This is a genomic window from Saccharibacillus brassicae (assembly GCF_006542275.1).
Lineage (GTDB): Bacteria > Bacillota > Bacilli > Paenibacillales > Paenibacillaceae > Saccharibacillus > Saccharibacillus brassicae.
Genome location: NZ_CP041217.1, coordinates 883,537 through 902,995, shown reverse-complemented (window position 1 = coordinate 902,995; position 19,459 = coordinate 883,537). Strand labels below are relative to the sequence as shown.

At 60.4% G+C, this 19,459-nt stretch carries 17 protein-coding genes; 14 read left to right on the top strand and 3 right to left on the bottom strand.

Annotated features, from left to right (window positions below; translation table 11 throughout):
• Positions 1 to 149: 149 nt before the first annotated feature.
• Positions 150 to 1,601 (top strand): polysaccharide deacetylase family protein, encoded by a 1,452-nt coding sequence (locus FFV09_RS03610; protein ID WP_141446413.1) that lies wholly within the window; start codon positions 150 to 152, stop codon positions 1,599 to 1,601.
• A gap of 200 nt (positions 1,602 to 1,801) precedes the next feature.
• Here FFV09_RS03610 and ilvD read toward each other — a convergent pair whose 3' ends face one another.
• Both ilvD and FFV09_RS03600 read right to left on the bottom strand, forming a co-directional pair.
• Positions 1,802 to 3,487, bottom strand: coding sequence for a dihydroxy-acid dehydratase (gene ilvD / locus FFV09_RS03605; RefSeq protein WP_141446412.1), 1,686 nt, complete (start codon positions 3,485 to 3,487; stop codon positions 1,802 to 1,804).
• Positions 3,488 to 3,815: 328 nt separating this feature from the next.
• Entirely contained in the window at positions 3,816 to 4,067 is a 252-nt protein-coding gene (locus FFV09_RS03600) for a KGG domain-containing protein (protein ID WP_141446411.1), read from the bottom strand.
• A 25-nt stretch (positions 4,068 to 4,092) separates the two neighbouring features.
• Between FFV09_RS03600 and FFV09_RS23945 the strand changes: the two genes are divergently transcribed.
• The 6 genes from FFV09_RS23945 (at position 4,093) to mgrA (ending at position 9,032) form a co-directional block, all read left to right on the top strand.
• Positions 4,093 to 4,383 (top strand): hypothetical protein, encoded by a 291-nt coding sequence (locus tag FFV09_RS23945; RefSeq protein ID WP_141446410.1) that lies wholly within the window; start codon positions 4,093 to 4,095, stop codon positions 4,381 to 4,383.
• Between the two features lie 56 nt (positions 4,384 to 4,439).
• Entirely contained in the window at positions 4,440 to 5,108 is a 669-nt protein-coding gene (locus tag FFV09_RS03590; protein ID WP_141446409.1) for a bifunctional 2-keto-4-hydroxyglutarate aldolase/2-keto-3-deoxy-6-phosphogluconate aldolase, read from the top strand.
• A 170-nt stretch (positions 5,109 to 5,278) separates the two neighbouring features.
• A complete protein-coding gene (locus tag FFV09_RS03585; RefSeq protein ID WP_141446408.1) occupies positions 5,279 to 6,136 on the top strand; it encodes an alpha/beta fold hydrolase in 858 nt (285 codons plus the stop codon).
• Between the two features lie 185 nt (positions 6,137 to 6,321).
• Positions 6,322 to 7,095 carry an HAD family hydrolase gene (locus tag FFV09_RS03580; RefSeq protein WP_141446407.1) on the top strand — a complete coding sequence of 258 codons (774 nt, stop codon included), beginning with the start codon at positions 6,322 to 6,324 and terminating at the stop codon, positions 7,093 to 7,095.
• An 83-nt stretch (positions 7,096 to 7,178) separates the two neighbouring features.
• Positions 7,179 to 7,931: an NAD-dependent protein deacylase gene (locus FFV09_RS03575; protein WP_141446406.1), complete on the top strand. Its 753-nt coding sequence runs from the start codon at positions 7,179 to 7,181 to the stop codon at positions 7,929 to 7,931.
• A 96-nt stretch (positions 7,932 to 8,027) separates the two neighbouring features.
• Entirely contained in the window at positions 8,028 to 9,032 is a 1,005-nt protein-coding gene (gene mgrA, locus FFV09_RS03570) for an L-glyceraldehyde 3-phosphate reductase (protein WP_141446405.1), read from the top strand.
• A 515-nt stretch (positions 9,033 to 9,547) separates the two neighbouring features.
• Here the strand turns inward: mgrA and FFV09_RS03565 are convergent.
• The gene (locus tag FFV09_RS03565) at positions 9,548 to 10,432 is read right to left on the bottom strand and encodes an AraC family transcriptional regulator (RefSeq protein ID WP_141446404.1); all 885 of its coding nucleotides are present in this window, start codon (positions 10,430 to 10,432) and stop codon (positions 9,548 to 9,550) included.
• A gap of 168 nt (positions 10,433 to 10,600) precedes the next feature.
• Here FFV09_RS03565 and FFV09_RS03560 point away from each other — a divergent pair, with 168 nt between their 5' ends.
• The 7 genes from FFV09_RS03560 (at position 10,601) to FFV09_RS03530 (ending at position 19,395) form a co-directional block, all read left to right on the top strand.
• Positions 10,601 to 11,776: a galactokinase gene (locus FFV09_RS03560; protein WP_141446403.1), complete on the top strand. Its 1,176-nt coding sequence runs from the start codon at positions 10,601 to 10,603 to the stop codon at positions 11,774 to 11,776.
• A 71-nt stretch (positions 11,777 to 11,847) separates the two neighbouring features.
• On the top strand, positions 11,848 to 12,834 hold the full coding sequence (gene galE / locus FFV09_RS03555) for a UDP-glucose 4-epimerase GalE (RefSeq protein WP_141446402.1): 987 nt from the start codon (positions 11,848 to 11,850) through the stop codon (positions 12,832 to 12,834).
• 31 nt (positions 12,835 to 12,865) lie between these two features.
• Positions 12,866 to 14,551 (top strand): UDP-glucose--hexose-1-phosphate uridylyltransferase, encoded by a 1,686-nt coding sequence (locus FFV09_RS03550; RefSeq protein WP_141446401.1) that lies wholly within the window; start codon positions 12,866 to 12,868, stop codon positions 14,549 to 14,551.
• A 148-nt stretch (positions 14,552 to 14,699) separates the two neighbouring features.
• On the top strand, positions 14,700 to 15,863 hold the full coding sequence (locus tag FFV09_RS03545) for an iron-containing alcohol dehydrogenase (RefSeq protein ID WP_141446400.1): 1,164 nt from the start codon (positions 14,700 to 14,702) through the stop codon (positions 15,861 to 15,863).
• Positions 15,864 to 16,176: 313 nt separating this feature from the next.
• Positions 16,177 to 16,716: an NfeD family protein gene (locus FFV09_RS03540; protein ID WP_141446399.1), complete on the top strand. Its 540-nt coding sequence runs from the start codon at positions 16,177 to 16,179 to the stop codon at positions 16,714 to 16,716.
• 1 nt (position 16,717) lies between these two features.
• On the top strand, positions 16,718 to 18,292 hold the full coding sequence (locus tag FFV09_RS03535) for a flotillin lipid rafts scaffold protein FloT (RefSeq protein WP_170314922.1): 1,575 nt from the start codon (positions 16,718 to 16,720) through the stop codon (positions 18,290 to 18,292).
• 251 nt (positions 18,293 to 18,543) lie between these two features.
• A complete protein-coding gene (locus FFV09_RS03530) occupies positions 18,544 to 19,395 on the top strand; it encodes a YitT family protein (RefSeq protein ID WP_141446398.1) in 852 nt (283 codons plus the stop codon).
• Positions 19,396 to 19,459: the final 64 nt, after the last annotated feature.

Genomic DNA, 19,459 nt, shown 5'->3' with positions numbered 1-19,459 from the left:
AGGCGTATGGGGATAGTCCGTATTTGGGCATTGATTCGAGAAGGAGCTATGATAAAATAAAGTGATGGCATGAAGAGCAATAGACGAACCGGACTTTTGCTCGAATAGAGTGGCTCGAATTTATTTGGATGAAGAAACGGAGCGCGGAAATGGAAACGACTTTGCTGATATGGCTTTTTTACCTCTCTTCCTTTTATGCGTTCATTCCGGGGTTGATCAGCCGGATTTTCGGTTTCCGGGCTTTTCGCAAAGGGAAAAGCGGGACGGAACTCGCGCTGACGTTCGATGACGGACCGGACCCCCGTTACACGGCGCAGCTGCTCGATTTATTGAAACGATACGGGGCGAAAGCCACGTTTTTTGTTGTGGGTTCGCATGCGGCGCAGCACCCCGAACTGCTTCGCCGGATGCAGGCCGAAGGCCATGCCATCGGTATCCACAACTATGTCCACCGGACCAACTGGCTGATGCGGCCGGGTTCCGTGCGCAAGCAGGTGAACCGGACGAACGAAGTGATCGAGCGGGTCACCGGGCAGCGCGCCATTTATTATCGTCCGCCGTGGGGCATCGTGAACCTGTTCGACCTCGTCGGGCGGCATGAGCTGAAGCTGGTGCTCTGGTCGGGTATATTCGGCGACTGGCGCAAGCGCCTCGGCGAAGAACGGCTGCTCAAGCGGCTGCGCCGCAAAATGCGCGGCGGCGAAGTGCTCGTGCTGCACGACTGCGGCGCGACGCTCGGAGCGAACGACAAAGCGCCGGAAAATATGCTGCGCGCGCTGGAGCGTTTTCTGGAAGAAGCTTACGCCCAGGGACTCAGCAGCGTAACGATCGAACGGCTGATGGAAACGACGAAGAAAGCGGGTGTCAAAGAAATGGGCAAAATTTCTCCGCTCAAAAAAGGGCTGGTCGGCGCTTGGCTGCTGTACGAACGGGGCTTCCGCTTCATGTTCCGGCTGCAGGAAGCCGAGAACGCGCCGCTGTACCATTTCCGCAAAACACGCTACTCGGGCAAAACGCTTGATCTCGGCGAAGGGAGGCTGCTGAATGCCGGCGACGCGATCGTGGAGCTGCATTTTGACAACAAGATGCTGTTCGAGTTCGGCAGCCGTTCCCGCTCGGCGGTGCAGCTGGCGATTCTGATGATCCGGGGGACGGAACAAAGCTTCCCCGGCATCGCCGACCATATCCGCCGGGACCCGGATCTGCGCGAAGCCAAAGCGGTCTACGCGGTAAGCATGATCAACCGGGGACCGGAACAGTTCGGATTTCAGGTGCACGACCTGCCGGACGGACTGTTCGCGCGGGCGACCCGCCTGTACTTGAAGCTGCTGCTCTGGGCGATGCACCCGTCGGGCAGCGCGCGGCTGCAGGAACAGAGCGAATTCCTCGTGCCCAAGATCATGGTGATGCCGATGGAAGTGATGCTCACCCGCGATTTCAAAGCGGACAAACGCAAAAACCGCCGCACGGCCGCGCGCAGCGAGACCGGTCCCGCAGCGGTGGAACGGGAATCTGCGGCAGCGGCAGACGCGCAGCCGGAACCGGCCGCCGCGGCGGTCCGCTCCGACGGCACGCCCGCCGAAGCGGCCGCTTTGCGCTAACGGCCGCGCCGCGTCGATGCAGGCGGCCGCCGCAATCGCGCGGCCGCGCTTTACGCGTCTCGTAAGTATCGAAAAAGGACTTCGACATCCGCCTTGCGGCGGGAATCGAAGTCCTTTTTCGTCTGTCCGTATGTGTCTATCGGTATGTGTGCGGTATGCGCGTTACGCGGGCTTGTCCGCACGCGCAGCGAGTCCGGAAATCAAATCTTCATGATGCCGCCCATGCTGGCATTGGTGACCAGCTTGGAGTAGCGGGCGAGGTAACCGGTTTTCACTTTCGGTTCGAAGCCTTTCCAGTTCGCGCGGCGCGCGGCGAATTCTTCTTCGCTGATCTCCAGCTGGATCGTGCGGTTGTTCAGGTCCAGTTCGATCATGTCGCCTTCTTCGACGAAAGCGATCGGACCGCCTTCGGCCGCTTCCGGCGAGATATGGCCGATACTGATGCCGCGGGAGGCGCCGGAGAAGCGGCCGTCCGTGATCAGCCCGACTTTGGCGCCGAGCCCCATGCCGACGATTTGCGACGTCGGAGCGAGCATTTCCGGCATGCCGGGTCCGCCTTTGGGTCCTTCGTAGCGGATCACGACGACGTGGCCTTCCTGCACGCGGCCTTTGGCGATGCCTTCAAGCGCTTCTTCCTGCGAATCGAAGCAGATCGCCGGCCCTTTGTGGTAGCCGCCGACCGAAGCGTCGACCGCGCCAACCTTGATGATCGCGCCTTCCGGAGCCAGGTTGCCGAACAGGACGGCGAGGCCGCCGCGCTCGGAATGCGGGTTGTCGATCTTGTGGATGACTTCCGTGTTCTGGATCTCCTGGCCTTCCACGTTCTCGCGGATCGTTTTGCCCGTGACCGTGATCCGGTCCGCATGCAGCGCGCCCGGCTTCTTGAGCAGTTCGTTCAGCACGGCGCTGACGCCGCCGGCGTTATGCACGTCTTCGATATGCCAATCGGACGCCGGAGCCAGCTTGGCCAGATGCGGCACGCGGTTGGCCACTTCGTTGATGCGTTCGATCGGATATTCGATGCCGGCTTCCTGCGCGAGGGCGAGCGTGTGCAGCACGGTGTTCGTCGAACCGCCCATCGCCATATCGAGCGCGAACGCGTTGTCGATCGCTTCGACCGTCACGATATCGCGCGGCTTCAGGTCGAGTTTGATCAGTTCCATGAGCTGGGTCGCGGACTGGCGGACGAACTCGCGGCGTTCGGGAGCGACGGCCAGAATCGTGCCGTTGCCCGGCATGGCAAGGCCCAGCGCTTCGGCCAGACAGTTCATGGAGTTGGCCGTGAACATGCCCGAGCACGATCCGCAGGTCGGACAGCCGAACTGTTCGAGTTCCAGCAGCGTCTGGTCGTCGATCTTGCCGACCTGGTGCGCGCCGACGCCTTCGAAGACCGAAGTCAGCGAGATGGAGCGGCCGTTTTTGTCTTTGCCGGCTTTCATCGGTCCGCCGCTGACGAACAGCGTCGGGATGTTGACGCGCAGCGCGCCCATGAGCATGCCCGGCGTGATCTTGTCGCAGTTCGGGATGCAGACCATACCGTCGAACCAGTGCGCGGAGACGACCGTCTCGACGGAGTCGGCGATGATCTCGCGGCTGGGCAGGGAATAGCGCATGCCGATATGGCCCATGGCGATGCCGTCGTCGACACCGATCGTATTGAATTCGAACGGAACGCCGCCCGCTTCGCGGATCGCGTCTTTGACGATTTTGCCGAATTCCTGCAGATGCACATGACCCGGCACGATATCGATATACGAATTGCAGACCGCGATAAACGGTTTGCCGAAATCTTCTTCCTTGACGCCGGCTGCACGCAGCAGACTGCGGTGCGGCGCGCGGTCGAATCCTTTTTTGATCATATCGGAACGCATTTTTTTAGGTGCCATACTGTCTTTCCCCCCACAACGGTATATTGGCGCGCTGCTTTAGCGCGGTTAACGGCCAAAGCTTGCAGCGCAAAAAAAAGAAGCTAAATTTTCTAAATATTCTAACACAGGATGTCCTTTTTATCCAGCGTACAGAAACAAAATCGGACCGGGCGCTTGGAAGCCGGCGAAGGCCGGACCCGAACGGGGGGAATTCAGGCCCGGACATGCCGAAAAAGCGCGCCCAGGCGAAAGAGCCGAACACGCTGATCATACAAGGTTTCGGCTCTTTCGCTTGGCGCGCGCGAGGGAGTTGAAGGGTTGTTCGGCAAACCGCGTAGGCTGCGGATTACTTTTGTCCGCCTTTGCGGCCGATTTCCCGATAAAAATCTTTGTCGTGCGAGTTGGAAGTGGCTTCTCCGCCTTTGCGGCCGATTTCCTGGTAGAATTCCCGGCTGTGCGACTTGGCTGTAGCTTTGCCGCCCTTGCGTCCGATTTCCTGATAGAATTCCCGGCTGTGTTTCTTGGCCGTAGCTTCTCCACCCATACGTCCGGCTTCCTCGCGACTCATTTTCTTGTTGCTCGACTGACTGTTTGTCATCTCAATCACTCCTCAGTAGTTGTTATTGCCGCGTGCACAAACTATTTACCACCGCCTTTTTGCGATGAAACGCCGAGCAAGCTTCAAAAAGCCCCGTCTCGGGCCGGATTTCTTTCCAAATCCTTGCAGCGGCGCGGTCTGCGGCTATTTTCATTTTTTCGCAGATTTTCACCCTTTTTCGCTTTATCGCTTCGTTTTTTGCGAAAAGCAGGTTGTTATTGGTTCTTTTCCGTTTTTTGCATTGACACCGCAAAAGTGTTTGCCCCACAATGAAAGCGAGTACACGGCGGCGGAAAAACGTACCTGGCTTGCCTGAAAGAAGGTCGGCCGGACTGCCGCAAACGGACATAAGCGGAGAGGAATGAATCATTGATGAAAAAGATCAAAGTGCTGCAGCGTATCCTCGATTGCGGCGTCGTGGCAGTCCTGCGCGGGGATTCTCCCGATCAGGTCGTCGAAATGGCCGAGCAGGCGATTGCGGGCGGCGTCAAAGTCATCGAAGTCACGATGACCGTACCGAACGCGCTTCAAGCGATCGAGCGCCTGAGCGCCAAGTACAGCCCGGACGAGCCGATCGATTCGGACCGGTTCGCGGTCATTGGCGCGGGTACCGTGCTGGAGCCGCATACGGCGCGTATGGCTATCATGGCGGGTTCGCATTTTGTCGTCTCGCCTTCCCTGAACGAAGAGACGGTCAAGCTGTGCAACATGTACCGCATTCCGATCATGCCGGGCGTCGTCACAATCGCCGAGCTGCTCAAAGGGCTGGAATTGGGCGCCGACGTCATGAAACTTTTCCCGGGAAATATGTTCGATCCTTCGATCATCAAAACGTTCAAAGGACCGGTTCCGCAGGCCAATCTCATGCCGACAGGCGGCGTGTCCGTGTCCAACCTCGGCGAATGGATCGCGGCGGGTGCGGTGGCGGTCGGCATCGGTTCCGACCTGACCAGCGAAGCGCTGAAGACCGGCGACATGAACAAGGTGCGCGAGAAAGCGGCGCAGTACGCCGAAGCGTACCGTCAAGCGAAAAGTGTCTAAGCCGCGGGCTTCTCCAACAGAAGGAACATCCGCAAGCCCGCAAGCTTTTTCCGGATTCGGAAGGCGCGGGCTTTTTTTGTGTCGACTTTTCGGCAGGATGCTTTGCTGGGGAGGAGGCGTTTCTTTATAATGGGACGAGGACAGCCAACGAATCGTAAGGAGGACGTAAGATGTTAACGGGAGACAGATCGCCGATCCGGGCGTTCGAAAGCGGGAAACGAAAAGGAACGCCGAAACGAAGCGGGGGAGGGCCATACCGCAAAAAAAGAAAAAAGTGGCTGCCGATCCTGCTCGTGATCGTGCTGGTGCTGATCGCCGCGGCCGTCGTGTACGTCAGTACGCCTTACGGGCCTTCCGCGGAAGCGCGGGCGGCGCTGCAGGGCGACGATGTTGTAGCCGTATCGCAGACGGATGACTGGATCGAGTTCGAACCGATCGAGACGGAAGCGGCAGGCACGGTCAAGCAGCCGGGCGTCATTTTCTATCCGGGAGGCCGGGTGAAAGCGGAAGCTTACGCGGCGTTCGCCCGCGAACTGGCGGAGACCGGCCGGCATGTGTTTATTGCCAAAATGCCGCTGAATTTCGCTTTTCTTGGCCAAAATGAAGCGGGCAAAATAGTTGACGCTTATCCGGACGAGCGTTTCGTCATCGGCGGCCATTCGCTCGGCGGCCCGTTCGCGGCCCGGTATGCGGCGGAGCACAAGACTGACATCGCGGGTATCTTCTTCCTCGCTTCCTATGCGGAAAGCAAAGGCGACCTGTCCGGCACGTCGATGCCGGCGCTGTCGATTACCGCTTCGGGCGACGAAGTGCTGAACCGCGAAAGCTACGAGACCGGCCGGGCTTACCTGCCGGCCGACGCCCGGCACGAAGAGATCAAAGGCGGCAACCACGGCCAGTTCGGCAGCTACGGCGAGCAGGGCGGCGACGGTCCGGCTTCGATCTCCGGCGCGGAGCAGCGGGAGCAGACCGTGACGCTGCTCGCGGCGTGGCTGGACGGGATCAAGCCTGTGCAGGCGGCGAAATAACGCCATACTGAAATATCGACATGACGAGATCACGCGACTAATGAAATAACGCAACAACGGAATAACGAAATAATGAAAAGAAGAAGCGGCAGACGAACGAAGCCGGCGGACCCGGCTTGCGATCTACAGCCGTCGATTGGCGGATTTGTGTGTAAACGCAGTCCCGCCGGGAAGGAGGAACAGGCATGGCTTTTCTGACAGTCGGAGGCCGTACATTCGAGTGCGAAGCGCTCCTGTTCGACAAAGACGGCACGCTGCTCGATTTCATGGAATTGTGGGGCCGCTGGGCCGACGACCTGCTGCAGCAGACCGAAGCCGCGCTGCAAGCGGCGGGCGGCGGCTGGACAGGCAGCGCCGAACAGGCTTTCGGCGTCGTGTTGGGCCCGGACGGCCGGATCGCCGATTATGATCGCGGAGGGCCGCTTGCGCTTGCCACCGCGGAGGAACTGACCGGCGTGCTCGCCTGGCAGCTCTACGGAGCGGGCATGCCGTGGCATGACAGCGTGGACGCCGTACGCGGCTTTGCCGCGGCAGCGGAGGAGCGCCTTGCCCGCGAACGGCCGGTGCGGCCGCTGCCCGGCCTGGAGAGCCTGCTCCGCGAGGCGCGGCAGGCCGGGCTCAAGCTGGCCGTCGTGACGTCGGATACGACGGAAGCGGCGGTCCGGCATTTGCACTGGGCCGGGCTGGACGGCCTGTTCGATTCCGTCCACGGGCGGGACGGGGTCGACGCGGGCAAGCCGGCGCCCGATCTGGCCCTGCAGGCGTGCCGGAGTCTCGGCACGGAGCCGGGGCGCGCGATCGTGATCGGCGACGGCGGCGCCGATCTGGAGATGGCGCGCCGGGCGGGCGCCGCGCTGGCGATCGGGATCGCGCCGGGCGGCGGATCGCGCCTGCATCTGGCGGGGGCCGACGCCGTGATCGGCAGCTACGCCGAATTGGGGATCGTGCCCCGCGCCTGACTGGCATTTAGCGGCGAAGGACGCACGCAGGACGCGCAGGGCATATGGAAGACATCGATGCGAAGACGAAGGAGGAGAACAGGATGGTCCAAGATCAAGCGAAGATGTTGGCGGAGTGGATCGGGGAAGCGAAGCGGATCGTGTTTTTCGGCGGAGCCGGTACGTCGACCGAAAGCGGCATTCCCGATTTTCGGTCGGCGGGCGGACTGTACGAAAGCGGGGACGACGAGTTTCCCTACCCGCCGGAAGAAATGCTGAGCCGGGAATTTTTCGCCCGGCAGCCGGGTACGTTCTACGAGTTCTACCGCAAACGGATGGTGTACGAAGACGCGCAGCCGAACGACATGCATCGGTTGTTGGCGGAGCTTGAAGAGAGCGGCCAGCTTGGCGCGGTCATTACGCAAAATATCGACGGCCTGCATCAAAAAGCGGGCAGCGTCAACGTGCTGGAGCTGCACGGTTCCGTGCTGCGCAATACCTGCCTGTCGTGCGGAGCAACCTACGGGCTGGAAGCGGTCATGCACAGCGTCGGCATTCCCCGCTGCGCGGCGTGCGGCGGCATGCTCAAGCCGAACGTCGTGCTCTACGGCGAGATGCTGGAGACCAGCGTGCTAGAAGCCGCGGCGGCCGCGATCGAAGCGGCGGACCTGATGCTGGTCGGCGGCACTTCGCTGACCGTCCAGCCGGCGGCGAGCCTCGTCGGCATGTTCGACGGGGGCCGCCTGGCGCTGCTGAACCGGACGCCGACTCCGTACGACAGCCATGCCGACCTGCGCTTCACGGAACCGATGGGGACGATCGCGCAGAGCGTGCGCCAAGCGCTCGGATACGTGTGAAGACGGATAAGGAAAAGTTGTAATCGTTTTCTTGCCAAGCGGCACACCCGGCGATAAGATGGAAGCAAGTTCGAAACGAAAGGATGGAGACAAACGATGGAATACAAGGCGAGCGGAGAACGCTACGACCACATGAAATATAACCGCAGCGGGCGGTCGGGACTGAAGCTTCCCGCGATCTCGCTCGGATTATGGCATAATTTCGGCGGCGTCGACGCTTACGAGAACGGACGCGGCATCGTGCACCGCGCGTTCGATCTCGGCATTACGCATTTTGACCTGGCGAACAATTACGGACCGCCGCCGGGATCGGCCGAAGAAATGTTCGGCCGTATGCTGTCAACCGATCTTAGAGCTTACCGAGACGAACTGATCGTCTCGACCAAAGCCGGCTACCATATGTGGCCCGGCCCTTACGGCGAATGGGGTTCGCGCAAATATCTCGTGTCGAGCCTGGATCAGAGCCTCAAGCGGCTGGGGCTGGATTACGTCGATATTTTCTACCATCACCGCCCGGACCCCGATACGCCGCTCGAAGAAACGATGGGAGCGCTCGACCATATCGTTCGTTCCGGCAAAGCGCTGTACATAGGCGTGTCCAACTATTCGGCGGAACAGACCCGCGAAGCGGTCGCGATTCTCAAAGATCTCGGCACGCCGCTCACGATCCATCAGCCGAGCTATTCGATGATGAACCGCTGGATCGAGCACGGCCTGCAGGACGTGCTCGACGAGAGCGGCGTCGGCAGCATCGCGTTCAGCCCGCTGGCGCAGGGCCTGCTGACGAACAAATACCTGAACGGGATTCCGGAAGATTCTCGCGCGGCGAGCGCTTCCCCGTTCCTGAACCAGACGCAGATTACGCCGGAAGCGATGCGCCGCGTGCGCGCGCTCAACCAGATGGCGGTCGCGCGCGGGCAGAGCCTGGCCCAGTTCGCGCTGGCCTGGGTGCTGCGCGGCGAGCGCGTGACGTCCGTACTGATCGGCGCGAGCCGCGTCGGCCAGATCGAGGAAAATATCGAGACGCTGCAGCAGCTCGAATTTTCCGCCGAAGAACTGGAGCGGATCGAGAAGATCCTCAAAACGGAAACCGAACAGTAACAAGAGCCGGAACAAGAGGCGGCAGCGGGTAGGCGGCCAAGCCGACATCTTGCAAGAACATGAACGACCGCCGTATTCCGGCCAAATCAAAAGCGAAAACCCCGAATCTCCGCCATTTGCGCGGAAGATTCGGGGGTTTTGCCGTGCCGGGGAGCGCCGCTTCCGCCCGGACACGGTTTCGAACACCTGAAGCTCGTGCCCGTGCCTGTACCTGAGCCTATATCTGCATCTACGCTTGTACTTGCGCTTGTACCTGAGCTTATATCTGCACCTATGCTTTTATTTGCCCTTGTACCTACGTTTGTACCTGCACCAGCACCAGCACTTGTACCTGCGCCCTTATCTGCACGTACCCGAGCCTCCCCGGCGGCTTCAAGGCGGCCGCACGGCTTCATGCCGGCACGTTTCGCCTGTTCCAACCTCTTCCCGGCAAACCGTTTCTTGCCGGGCGAAGGTTCTGCCGCCGCGCTGCGGTTAATTTAGGGAGGGGGCTTTTGCGCGGCCAGCGAACGGATTCACGGCCGGCCGAGCACCGATTCCCGGTACGCGGTCGGAGACTGTCCGTGCAGCCGCTGGAACTGGCGCGAGAAATAGAGCGGGTCGGTCAGCCCGACCGAAGACGCGATCTGCTGGATCGACAGATCGGGCCGTTCGCGCAGCAGTCCGCGCGCTTTGTCGATACGCAGCCGCAGCAGGTAGGTGACCGGGGCGACGCCCGTATCCTGCTTGAACAGGCGCGACAGATAAGCCCGGTTGTACCCGAGGCTCTGGCACATGTCTTCGATCGAGACGGGATGGGCATACTGATCGGTCATGTAGCGGATCATCTGCTTGACCGCCAGACTGCCGGCCGTATCGGCGGCGGGCAGCGCCGAATCGCCGCGCACGACGTCTTCGGCCGCGGCCAGAATCAGGTACAGATAGCCGAGCGAAGCCAGATGCGCGCCCGCCCGTCTCGACCGGAACGATTCCAGCGTATCGGACAGCAGGCGCGGAATGTCCGATACGGCGGCCGGGCGGAATACGGGATGTTGGGGCGTCAGCCCCGCCGCGTGCACCGCTTCTTCGGCGAGCGGGCCGGCAAAAGAGATCCAGCGGTAGCGCCACGGATGCAGCGGATCGGCGGCGTAGCTGACGAGCCGGCCGGGCCGGATCAAAAACGCGTCGCCGGCTTCCAGCTCGTAAGGCTGCCCGTCGTGCACGAAGACGCCCCGGCCTTCTTCCACGATATGCAGCAGGAAATAATCGTAGATCTTCGGCCCGATCTTGTGTTCGGGCAGCGTCTGGCTCTCGCCGGCGAACAGGACGTACAGCATGCCTTTGTCGTCGTAGATCGGATTCGGCGCGACAGAGTAGGAGAAGGCGGGCGGCTGCGCGGCCGGGGGGTGGGTTACGGTCATGGACGTTCCTCGCTTTCCTGAATGCCAAGCTGGGTTCCAGTATAACCGCTGCCGGGATGAAAGTCATATAAGTCCATGCAGTCCGCACATCGGTGCATTATCAAGAAGAACGCTATCTTTTATACTTAGAGCACAGACAGACAAATCAACCCATGAGGTGATCGCACAGTGAATACCGAACAAATCAAGCAAATGTTTATGGAAAAATTCGGACCTTCCGACATCGAACCGCGCGTGTTCCATGCCCCGGGACGCGTGAACCTGATCGGCGAGCATATCGACTACAACGGCGGTTACGTGCTGCCGGCGGCGCTGGAATTCGGCACGACGCTCGTCATTCGCGAACGTGCCGACGGCCTGATCAGTCTCGCGTCGAGCAATCTGCCGGAAGAAGCGCAGATCAAGGTCGACGAGATCGGGCTGAACCGCACCGGAGCCTGGACCGACTATCCGGTCGGCGTCATGGTCGAGCTGGCGCAGCGCGGCTACCCGGTCTCCCGGGGCTTCGAACTGCTGTACCACGGCGAAATCCCGAACGGAGCCGGCCTCTCGTCGTCCGCTTCGATCGAAGTCGTCACCGGCTACGCGCTGCTGTCGATGGGCGGCTACGAGCGCGACACGGTCGAGATCGCCCTGCTGTCGCAGGCGGCGGAGAACAACTTCGTCGGCGTCAACTGCGGCATCATGGATCAGTTCGCGGTCGCCAACGGCAAACGGGACCATGCGATTCTGCTCATGTGCGACACGCTGGAATACAAGCACGTTCCTTTTCAGACGGGCAGCTACAAGCTTGTGATCGGCAATACGAACAAGCGCCGCGGTCTGGTCGACTCCAAATACAACGAGCGCCGGGAGCAGTGCACGCAAGCGCTGGAACGTCTCCGAAGCTGCAAAGCCGATCTCAACTACCTGGCCGAGCTGACGCCTTCGCAGTTCGAAGACTTCAAGTCCGCCCTGACCGACGAGACGGTGCGCAATCGCGCGCAGCACGTCATCGAAGAGAATGCCCGCGTGCTGGCTTCGGTCGAAGCGCTCACGGCGAACGATCTGCAGGAATTCGGCCGCCTGATGAACCTGTCCCATGACTCGCTGCGCGACCTGTACGAAGTGAGCTGCGAAGAACTCGACGTCATGGTCGAGGAAGCGCGCCGCATCCCGGGTACGCTCGGCGCACGCATGACCGGGGCGGGCTTCGGCGGCTGCACCGTATCGCTGGTCCACGAAGACGACGTGGAACGTTTCGTGGCCGAAGTCGGCGAACGGTACACGGCGCGCACCGGCCTCGAAGGCGAATTTTACGTCTGCGGCGTAGGCGAAGGCGTGGAAGAACTCGGCGCAAACTGATTTTCAGGGCAAGGACGGCAGCTCGGTTTTCTTTTCAAAAAAAACGTTTATCATCCAAGGAGGAATTAACAATGGCAATTTTGGTTACCGGCGGTGCCGGTTATATCGGTTCGCATACTGTGGCGGCTCTGCTCGAACGCGGCGAAGAAGTGGTGGTTATCGACAATTTGCAGACGGGTCATCGGGACGCGCTGCTGGGCGGCAAGCTGTACGAAGGCGATCTGCGCGACAAGGAACTGCTGAAGAAATTGTTTGCGGAAAATGAGATCGAAGGCGTCATCCATTTCGCGGCGAATTCGCTGGTCGGCGAAAGCATGGAAAATCCCGGCAAATACTACGACAACAATATGTACGGCACGCTCTGCCTGCTCGAAGCGATGAACGAGGCGAATGTGCGCCGGATCGTCTTCTCGTCCACGGCGGCGACTTACGGCGAACCGGAGAAGACGCCGATCGAAGAAACGGACCGCACCGAGCCGACGAACGTCTACGGCGAAACGAAGCTGATGATGGAACGCATGATCCGCTGGTACGATCGCGTGCTGAATGTCCGCTACGTCGCTCTGCGCTACTTTAACGCGGCCGGCGCGCATGACAGCGGCAAGATCGGCGAAGACCACCGTCCGGAGACGCATCTGATCCCGATCGTGCTGCAGACGGCGCTCGGACAGCGTTCGCACATTTCCGTCTTCGGCGAAGATTACCCGACGGAAGACGGCACCTGCGTGCGCGACTACCTGCATGTCAGCGACCTGGCGGATGCCCATCTGCGCGCAATCGACTATCTCAAAAACGACGGGGCGAGCGACGTGTTCAACCTCGGCAGCGGCAGCGGTTTCTCCGTGCGCGAGATCATCGAAACGGCGCGCCGCGTCACGGGCAAGGAAATTCCGGTCAAAACCGAACCGCGCCGCGCCGGCGACCCGGCGATCCTGATCGCTTCGTCGCACAAAGCGCGTACCGTGCTCGGCTGGAGCCCGGCGCGCGAAAATATCGAGACGATCATCTCCAGCGCCTGGAACTGGCACCAATCGCGTCCGGACGGCTATAACGACTAAAAAACGAGATCGATAACGGGGGCAGCCTTTTATGAGCGAACAGTTGAAAAACGGAGTACAGCAAGGAGCGGCGGGCGAACGTCCGGGCGACGTTCAGCCGTCCGGCAGCACGCGGCGCGCCGCCACGGGTTCGTCTGACGGACCCGTGTCCCGCGAAGAAGCGCTGCGGGCGATCGATCGCCTGACCGCGTTCTCGCTGCGGGAAGGGCTGCTGGAAGCGGCCGACGAAGATTACGGACGCAACCGGCTGCTGGAGCAGTTCGGATTCGACGAGCCTTACGCCGGCGGCGACGCGCCCGGCGAGGAACTGCCGGCAGGCCCGCAGCCGATGCTCGACGCGCTGATCGATTACGCGGCGCAGACCGGAATGATTCCGGAGAATACGGACACGCAGCGCGATCTGCTCGACAGCAAGCTGATGGGCCTGCTGCTCGCGCGCCCGTCGGAAGTGACCCGCGATTTCCTCGCGGCGGAGCAGGAAGGCGGCATCTCGGCGGCGACGGACCGTTTCTATAAATGGTGTATCGATTCCAACTATATCCGCATGGACCGGGTCGCCAAAAACCTCTATTGGACGCATGAGTCGGACTTCGGGCCGATCGAGATCACGATCAATCTGTCCAAGCCGGAGAAAACGTCGGAAGAGATCGCCCAGGCGCGGCTGCTGCCGCCTCCGGTCTACCCGAAATGCCAGCTCTGCCGCGAGAACGTCGGCTATGCGGGCCGGATCAACCATCCGGCGCGCCAGAACCTGCGTGTCATTCCGCTCACGCTGAACGACGAGCCGTGGCTGTTCCAGTATTCGCCTTACGTCTACTACAACGAACACTGCATCGTCCTGCACCGCGACCATGTGCCGATGAAGCTGACGAAGGACACGCTGCGCCGGCTGCTGCAGTTCACCGACCGGTTCCCGCATTATTTCCTCGGCTCGAACGCCGACCTGCCGATCGTCGGCGGTTCGATCCTGACGCACGACCATTTCCAGGGCGGCAAGCATACGTTCGCGATCGAACGCGCCGTGACCGAAGCGGTCTTCGCGCATGACCACTACCCGTCCGTGAAGCTGTCGATCGTCCGCTGGCCGATGTCGGTCGTGCGTTTGTCCGGCAGCGATCAGGGCGAACTGCTGGAAGCGGCGAACGACATTTACGAGACGTGGAAAACGTACAGCGACGCAAGCGTCGACGTGCTCGCGTCGAGCGACAAGAACGGCGAGAGCGTGCGGCATAACACGGTGACGCCGATCGTCCGCCGCCGCGAAGGCGCGTACGAGCTCGATCTGGTGCTGCGCAACAACCGGACGGACGAACGTCATCCGGAAGGCATTTTCCACCCGCACCGCGAAATGCACCATGTCAAAAAAGAAAATATCGGCCTGATCGAAGTGATGGGTCTGGCGATTCTGCCGGGTCGTCTCAAAGACGAACTGGACCAGATCGGCCGGATTCTCAGCGGCGATTCCGCGCTGCTGGCCGCGGCGGAGAGCGACGCTCATCATCCGCTTGCCCAGCATCTGCCGTGGGTGCGTTCGATGATCGAACGCGGCGGCTCCGCGCTGAGCCCCGAAGCGGCGCTCGACCTGATCCGCCTCGAAGTGGGCGCGAAGTTCACCGAGATTCTCGGCCATGCCGGCGTGTACAAGACCGACGCCGCGGGCCGCGAAGCGTTTTTCCGCTTCGTCGCAAGCTTCGGCTGGAAGCAGACAGACGCCTGATCGCCGGTCGTTCGCACCACGCGGACACCGCCGCAGCTTGAAGAAAAAGAGCGGCCGCATCGCACGATGCGGCCGCTCTTTTTGTTTTCGCGCGGACTTGGTATATAATCAATACATGCTTATCAAAAGAAAGGGGTAACACTCACTCATGAAATCTTTCACTTTCTATAATCCGACCCGTCTTATTTTCGGCAAAGGCCAACTGGAGCAGCTCAAAACACTCGTTCCGCAGTACGGCAAAAACATTCTGCTCGTCTACGGCGGAGGCAGCATCAAGCGCTCCGGCCTGTACGACAGCGTAACGGCCCTGCTGAAGGAGACCGGTTCGAACGTCGTGGAACTGGCAGGCGTCGAGCCGAACCCGCGTCTGTCGACGGTGCACAAAGGCGTCGATCTGTGCAAAAACGAAAACATCGACCTGATCCTCGCCGTCGGCGGCGGCAGCGTAATCGACTGCGCCAAAGCGATCGCGGTCGGCGCGAAATACGACGGCGACATGTGGGACTTCGCGGAACGCAAAGCGGTCGCCCAAGCCGGCCTGCCGCTCGGCGTCGTGCTGACGATGGCCGCGACCGGTTCCGAGATGAACAGCGGGTCCGTCATCACGAACGAAGAGACGATGGAGAAGCTCGGCTGGGGCAGCGCGCATTCGTTCCCGACGTTCTCGATTCTCGATCCGGAGTTCACGTATTCCCTGCCCAAAGACCAGACGGTCTACGGCGTGGTCGACATGATGTCGCACGTGCTGGAGACGTATTTCCATCTGGACAGCAATACGCCGGTACAGGACGGCTTCTGCGAGTCCGTGCTGCGCGCCGTGATCGAAGCGGGACCTGCGCTCGTCAACGATCTGGAGAACTACGAGCTGCGCGAGACCGTCATGTACAGCGGCACGATGGCGCTGAACGGCGTTCTGAGCATGGGCAGCACCGGCGACTGGGCGACGCATAACGTCGAGCACGCCGTATCCGCCATCTACGACATTCCGCACGGCGGCGGCCTGTCCATCCTGTTCCCGAACTGGATGAAGCACAGCCTGCATGTGGATCCGGAGCGCTTCAAGAAGCTCGCCGTCAACGTATTCGGCATCGACGCTTCCGGCAAATCCGCCGAAGAAGTCGGCCTCGAAGGCATCGAAGCGCTGAGAAGCTTCTGGAACTCGATCGGCGCGCCAAGCACGCTGGCCGATTACGAGATCGACGGCAGCCGTATCGAGGAAATGGCCGACAAAGCGATGAAGTTCGGCCCGTTCGGCAACTTCAACAAGCTGCAGCGCGAAGACGTCGTGGCGATCTACAAAGCTTCGCTGTAAGCGATCGTTTTGTAGCAGGAAGCCGCGACGAGAATCACAGCCCGGCCCGGAGGGATCTTTCCTTCGGACCGGGCTTTTTTTGCTTTTTTCGGGTTGGAGCCGCAGGAAAGCCGAGGTGCAGCAGGGTTGGGAATTTTAGCACAAGTATCTCGCTAGAAGGAGAATCATATATTTTTTTGCAAATATTGAAACCGAATTATCAATCAAACGTATGTAATCATAGACTTACCCGGAAAAGCCGTCGTCCGATCGACAAGGCTCGCGGTCCACTTTCCGGGTAGGGCACCTTCAATACGGAAGGAGGGAAACGCGTATGGAAGCGCTATATTTCGGTTGTCTGGCGGGAGGCGTCATGTTTGCGTTGATCAGCGTCGTGTTCGGGGACTGGATCGGCGACGCGCTGGGCGGAATATTCGATGCGGTGTCGTTCGAGTTCCTGCAGCCGATCGTGCTGGCCGGTATGGTGACCGTGTTCGGCGGGGCCGGCATTTTGATCGAACGGTATGCGGGACTGACGCCTGTGTTGAGCGTATCGGCTGCGGTGCTGTGCGCGCTGGCTTCCGGTCTGCTGCTCTATCTGGGCTACGTCAAGCCGATGCGGGGCAGCGAAAATTCCGTCGGATATTCGATGAAGGACCTGACGGGCCGGATCGGCGAAGTGACCGTACCCGTACCGGAAAAAGGCTACGGCGAAGTGCTGGTCGGCATGGGCGGCTCGGGCAATACGCTGCACACCGCATTCAGCTTCGACGGAGCGTGGATTCCGGCAGGGGTAAGGGTTGTCGTCATCGATATCGAAGACGGGACGCTGGGCGTCTGCGAACTCGAAAAAACGGAAAAGGGGTTGGAGTAAAATGAACATTTTTGATCAGGTGCCGGATTATCTGTTGATACCGGGCATCGTCATAGCCGTGCTGCTCGTACTGGGTCTCGCGTTTTGGGCCCGTTACAAGACGGTCAGCACGGATGAGGCGATGGTAGTGACCGGTTCGTTCCTCGGTGCGAAGAATATCGCCGACGACGAAGCCGGACGCAAAATCAAGATCGTACGCGGCGGGGGCGCTTTTATCCTGCCGATTTTCCAAAAAGCCGAATATCTGTCGCTGCTGTCGCACAAACTCGACGTGTCGACGCCGGAAGTGTACACCGAGCAGGGCGTTCCGGTTCTGGCCGACGGCGTGGCGATCATCAAGATCGGCAGCTCGACGGAAGACGTGGCGACGGCGGCCGAGCAGTATATGGGCAAGCCGATCGAATCGCTCAAATCGGAAGCCCAGGAAGTGCTCGAAGGCCATCTGCGGTCGATTCTCGGCTCCATGACCGTCGAAGAGATGTACCGCAACCGCGACCGTTTCGCGCAGGAAGTGCAAAGCGTCGCGGCCCGCGACCTCAAGAAGATGGGGCTGCAGATCGTCTCGTTCACGATCAAGGATGTGCGCGACAAGCACGGCTACCTCGAATCGCTGGGTAAGCCGCGGATCGCCGCGGTCAAGCGCGACGCCGAAATCGCCGAAGCCGAAGCGATCCGGGATTCCCGGATTCAGAAAGCCCGCGCCGAAGAAGAAGGGCAAAAAGCGGAGCTGATCCGGGATACAAACATTGCCGAAGGGCAAAAAGAAAAAGAATTGAAGGTTGCCGCATTCAAGCGCGATCAGGATACGGCCAAAGCCGACGCCGACCAGGCGTATCATATCCAGGAAGCGCGTGCCAAGCAGGTTGCGGTCGAAGAGCAGATGAGAGTCGAGCTGGTCCGCAAAGACCGCGAGATCGATCTGCAGGAAAAAGAAATCCAGATTCGCCAGAAGCATTACGATGCCGAAGTGAAGAAAAAGGCAGACGCCGACCGCTATGCGGTCGAAGTGGCCGCCGAAGCGGACAAAGCGCGCCGGATGCGCGAAGCCGATGCGCTTCAATATTCGATCGAAACGCAGGCCAAAGCGTCCGCCGAACAGAAGCGGCTCGACGGCATCGCTTCCGCCGACGCGGAACTTGCCCGCGGTACGGCCGACGCGGAAGTCATCCGCCTGCGCGGTGCGGCGGAAGCCGAAGCGAAGGAGAAGCTGGCGGAAGCGTTCAAGCATTACGGCGAAGCGGCGATTCTCGACGTCATCGTCAACATGCTGCCGGAACTTGCCGGCAAGATCGCCGAGCCGATCGCGTCTATCGACAAGATTACGGTCGTCGATACGGGCCGGGGCGAAGGCGGCGGCGCTTCGCGCGTCAGCGGCTACGTGACCGAGCTGATGGCGACCGCGCCGGAAATGCTCAAAAGCGTATCGGGGCTCGATCTGGAGCAGATGATCCAGAATCTGACCGGCGGCAAAGGGCCGAGCGAAGCGCAAATCGCAGCGAAGCTGGAAGCGGAGAAAGCGTCCAAATCGTCGGCTGTCGCGTTGGAAGAACGTCCGGCGGCAGACCGGAACGACTAAGCGAGGAGACCGGCCGCAGGCAGCGGGGAAGCCGCCCGGCGAGGCGGCGGAAACGGCGGCCGGTCGGGCTTGAATTACAGCGTTTTCGAATAAGTATGCAGGAAGGACCGAATTCCGCATTTTCCCCGGGAAAATGCAGGTTGACGGTCCTTTTTTGCATGGGATAGAATGAGGGGATTGCATGCGCGCCGGTCTGCCGCAAACGGGCGGCGCGGCGGGAGAAATGCCGGAAAAGGACGGGAATACGAACCATGGAAAAAAAGAGGGTAGCCAAAACGGCTGCGGATATCGCGTTTATAGCGCTCGGCGCGTTCATTTTTGCGTTGGCGGTCAATCTGTTCGTCATTCCGAACGACTTCGGCGAAGGCGGCGTGACCGGCGTGACGATTATTTTGTTTTACGCTTTTCAATGGTCTCCGGGCCTGGTCAACCTGATCATCAACTCGATTTTGCTGGTGGTCGGCTATCGCTTTTTGGATAAGAAAACGATTATTTATACAATCCTTGCGGTCGGCTTCAACTCGCTGTTTCTGCATTTGACCGAGAGCTGGGATATCCATTCCACGGAAAAGACGGTCAATGCGATCTTCGCCGGCATCTTCGCGGGTATCGGAATCGGCATGATCGTGCGCGTGGGCGGCACGACGGCCGGCACGGTCATTCTGGCCCGGCTGGCGAACAAATACCTGGACTGGAATATCAGCTACGGCCTGCTGTTCTTCGACGTCGTCGTCGCGGTCGCTTCGCTGCTCGTGATCCAAGTGGAGAACTTCATGTTCACGATCGTGTTGCTGTACGTCGGCACGAAGGTGATGGACTTCATTATCGAAGGCCTGAATCCGAAAAAGGCGGTCATGATCATCTCCAAGCACCAGCACATGATCGCCGAGCAGGTGAACACGATCATGGACCGCGGCGTCACGGTGCTGTCGGGCCACGGCTTTTACACAAAAGAAGCCAAGGAAGTGCTGTATATCGTCATCAGCAAGCAGGAAGTCTCCCAACTCAAAAAGATCGTGAAGCAGGCGGACAAAGACGCGTTCGTGACGATTCACGACGTGCGCGACGTGTTCGGCGAAGGGTTCGTGGACATCTCCAAGTAGGTTCGAATAAGCGTTTTTTCAAAATAACGGGGTTCCCGGGCCTCGCGGCCCGGAAACGAGAAGG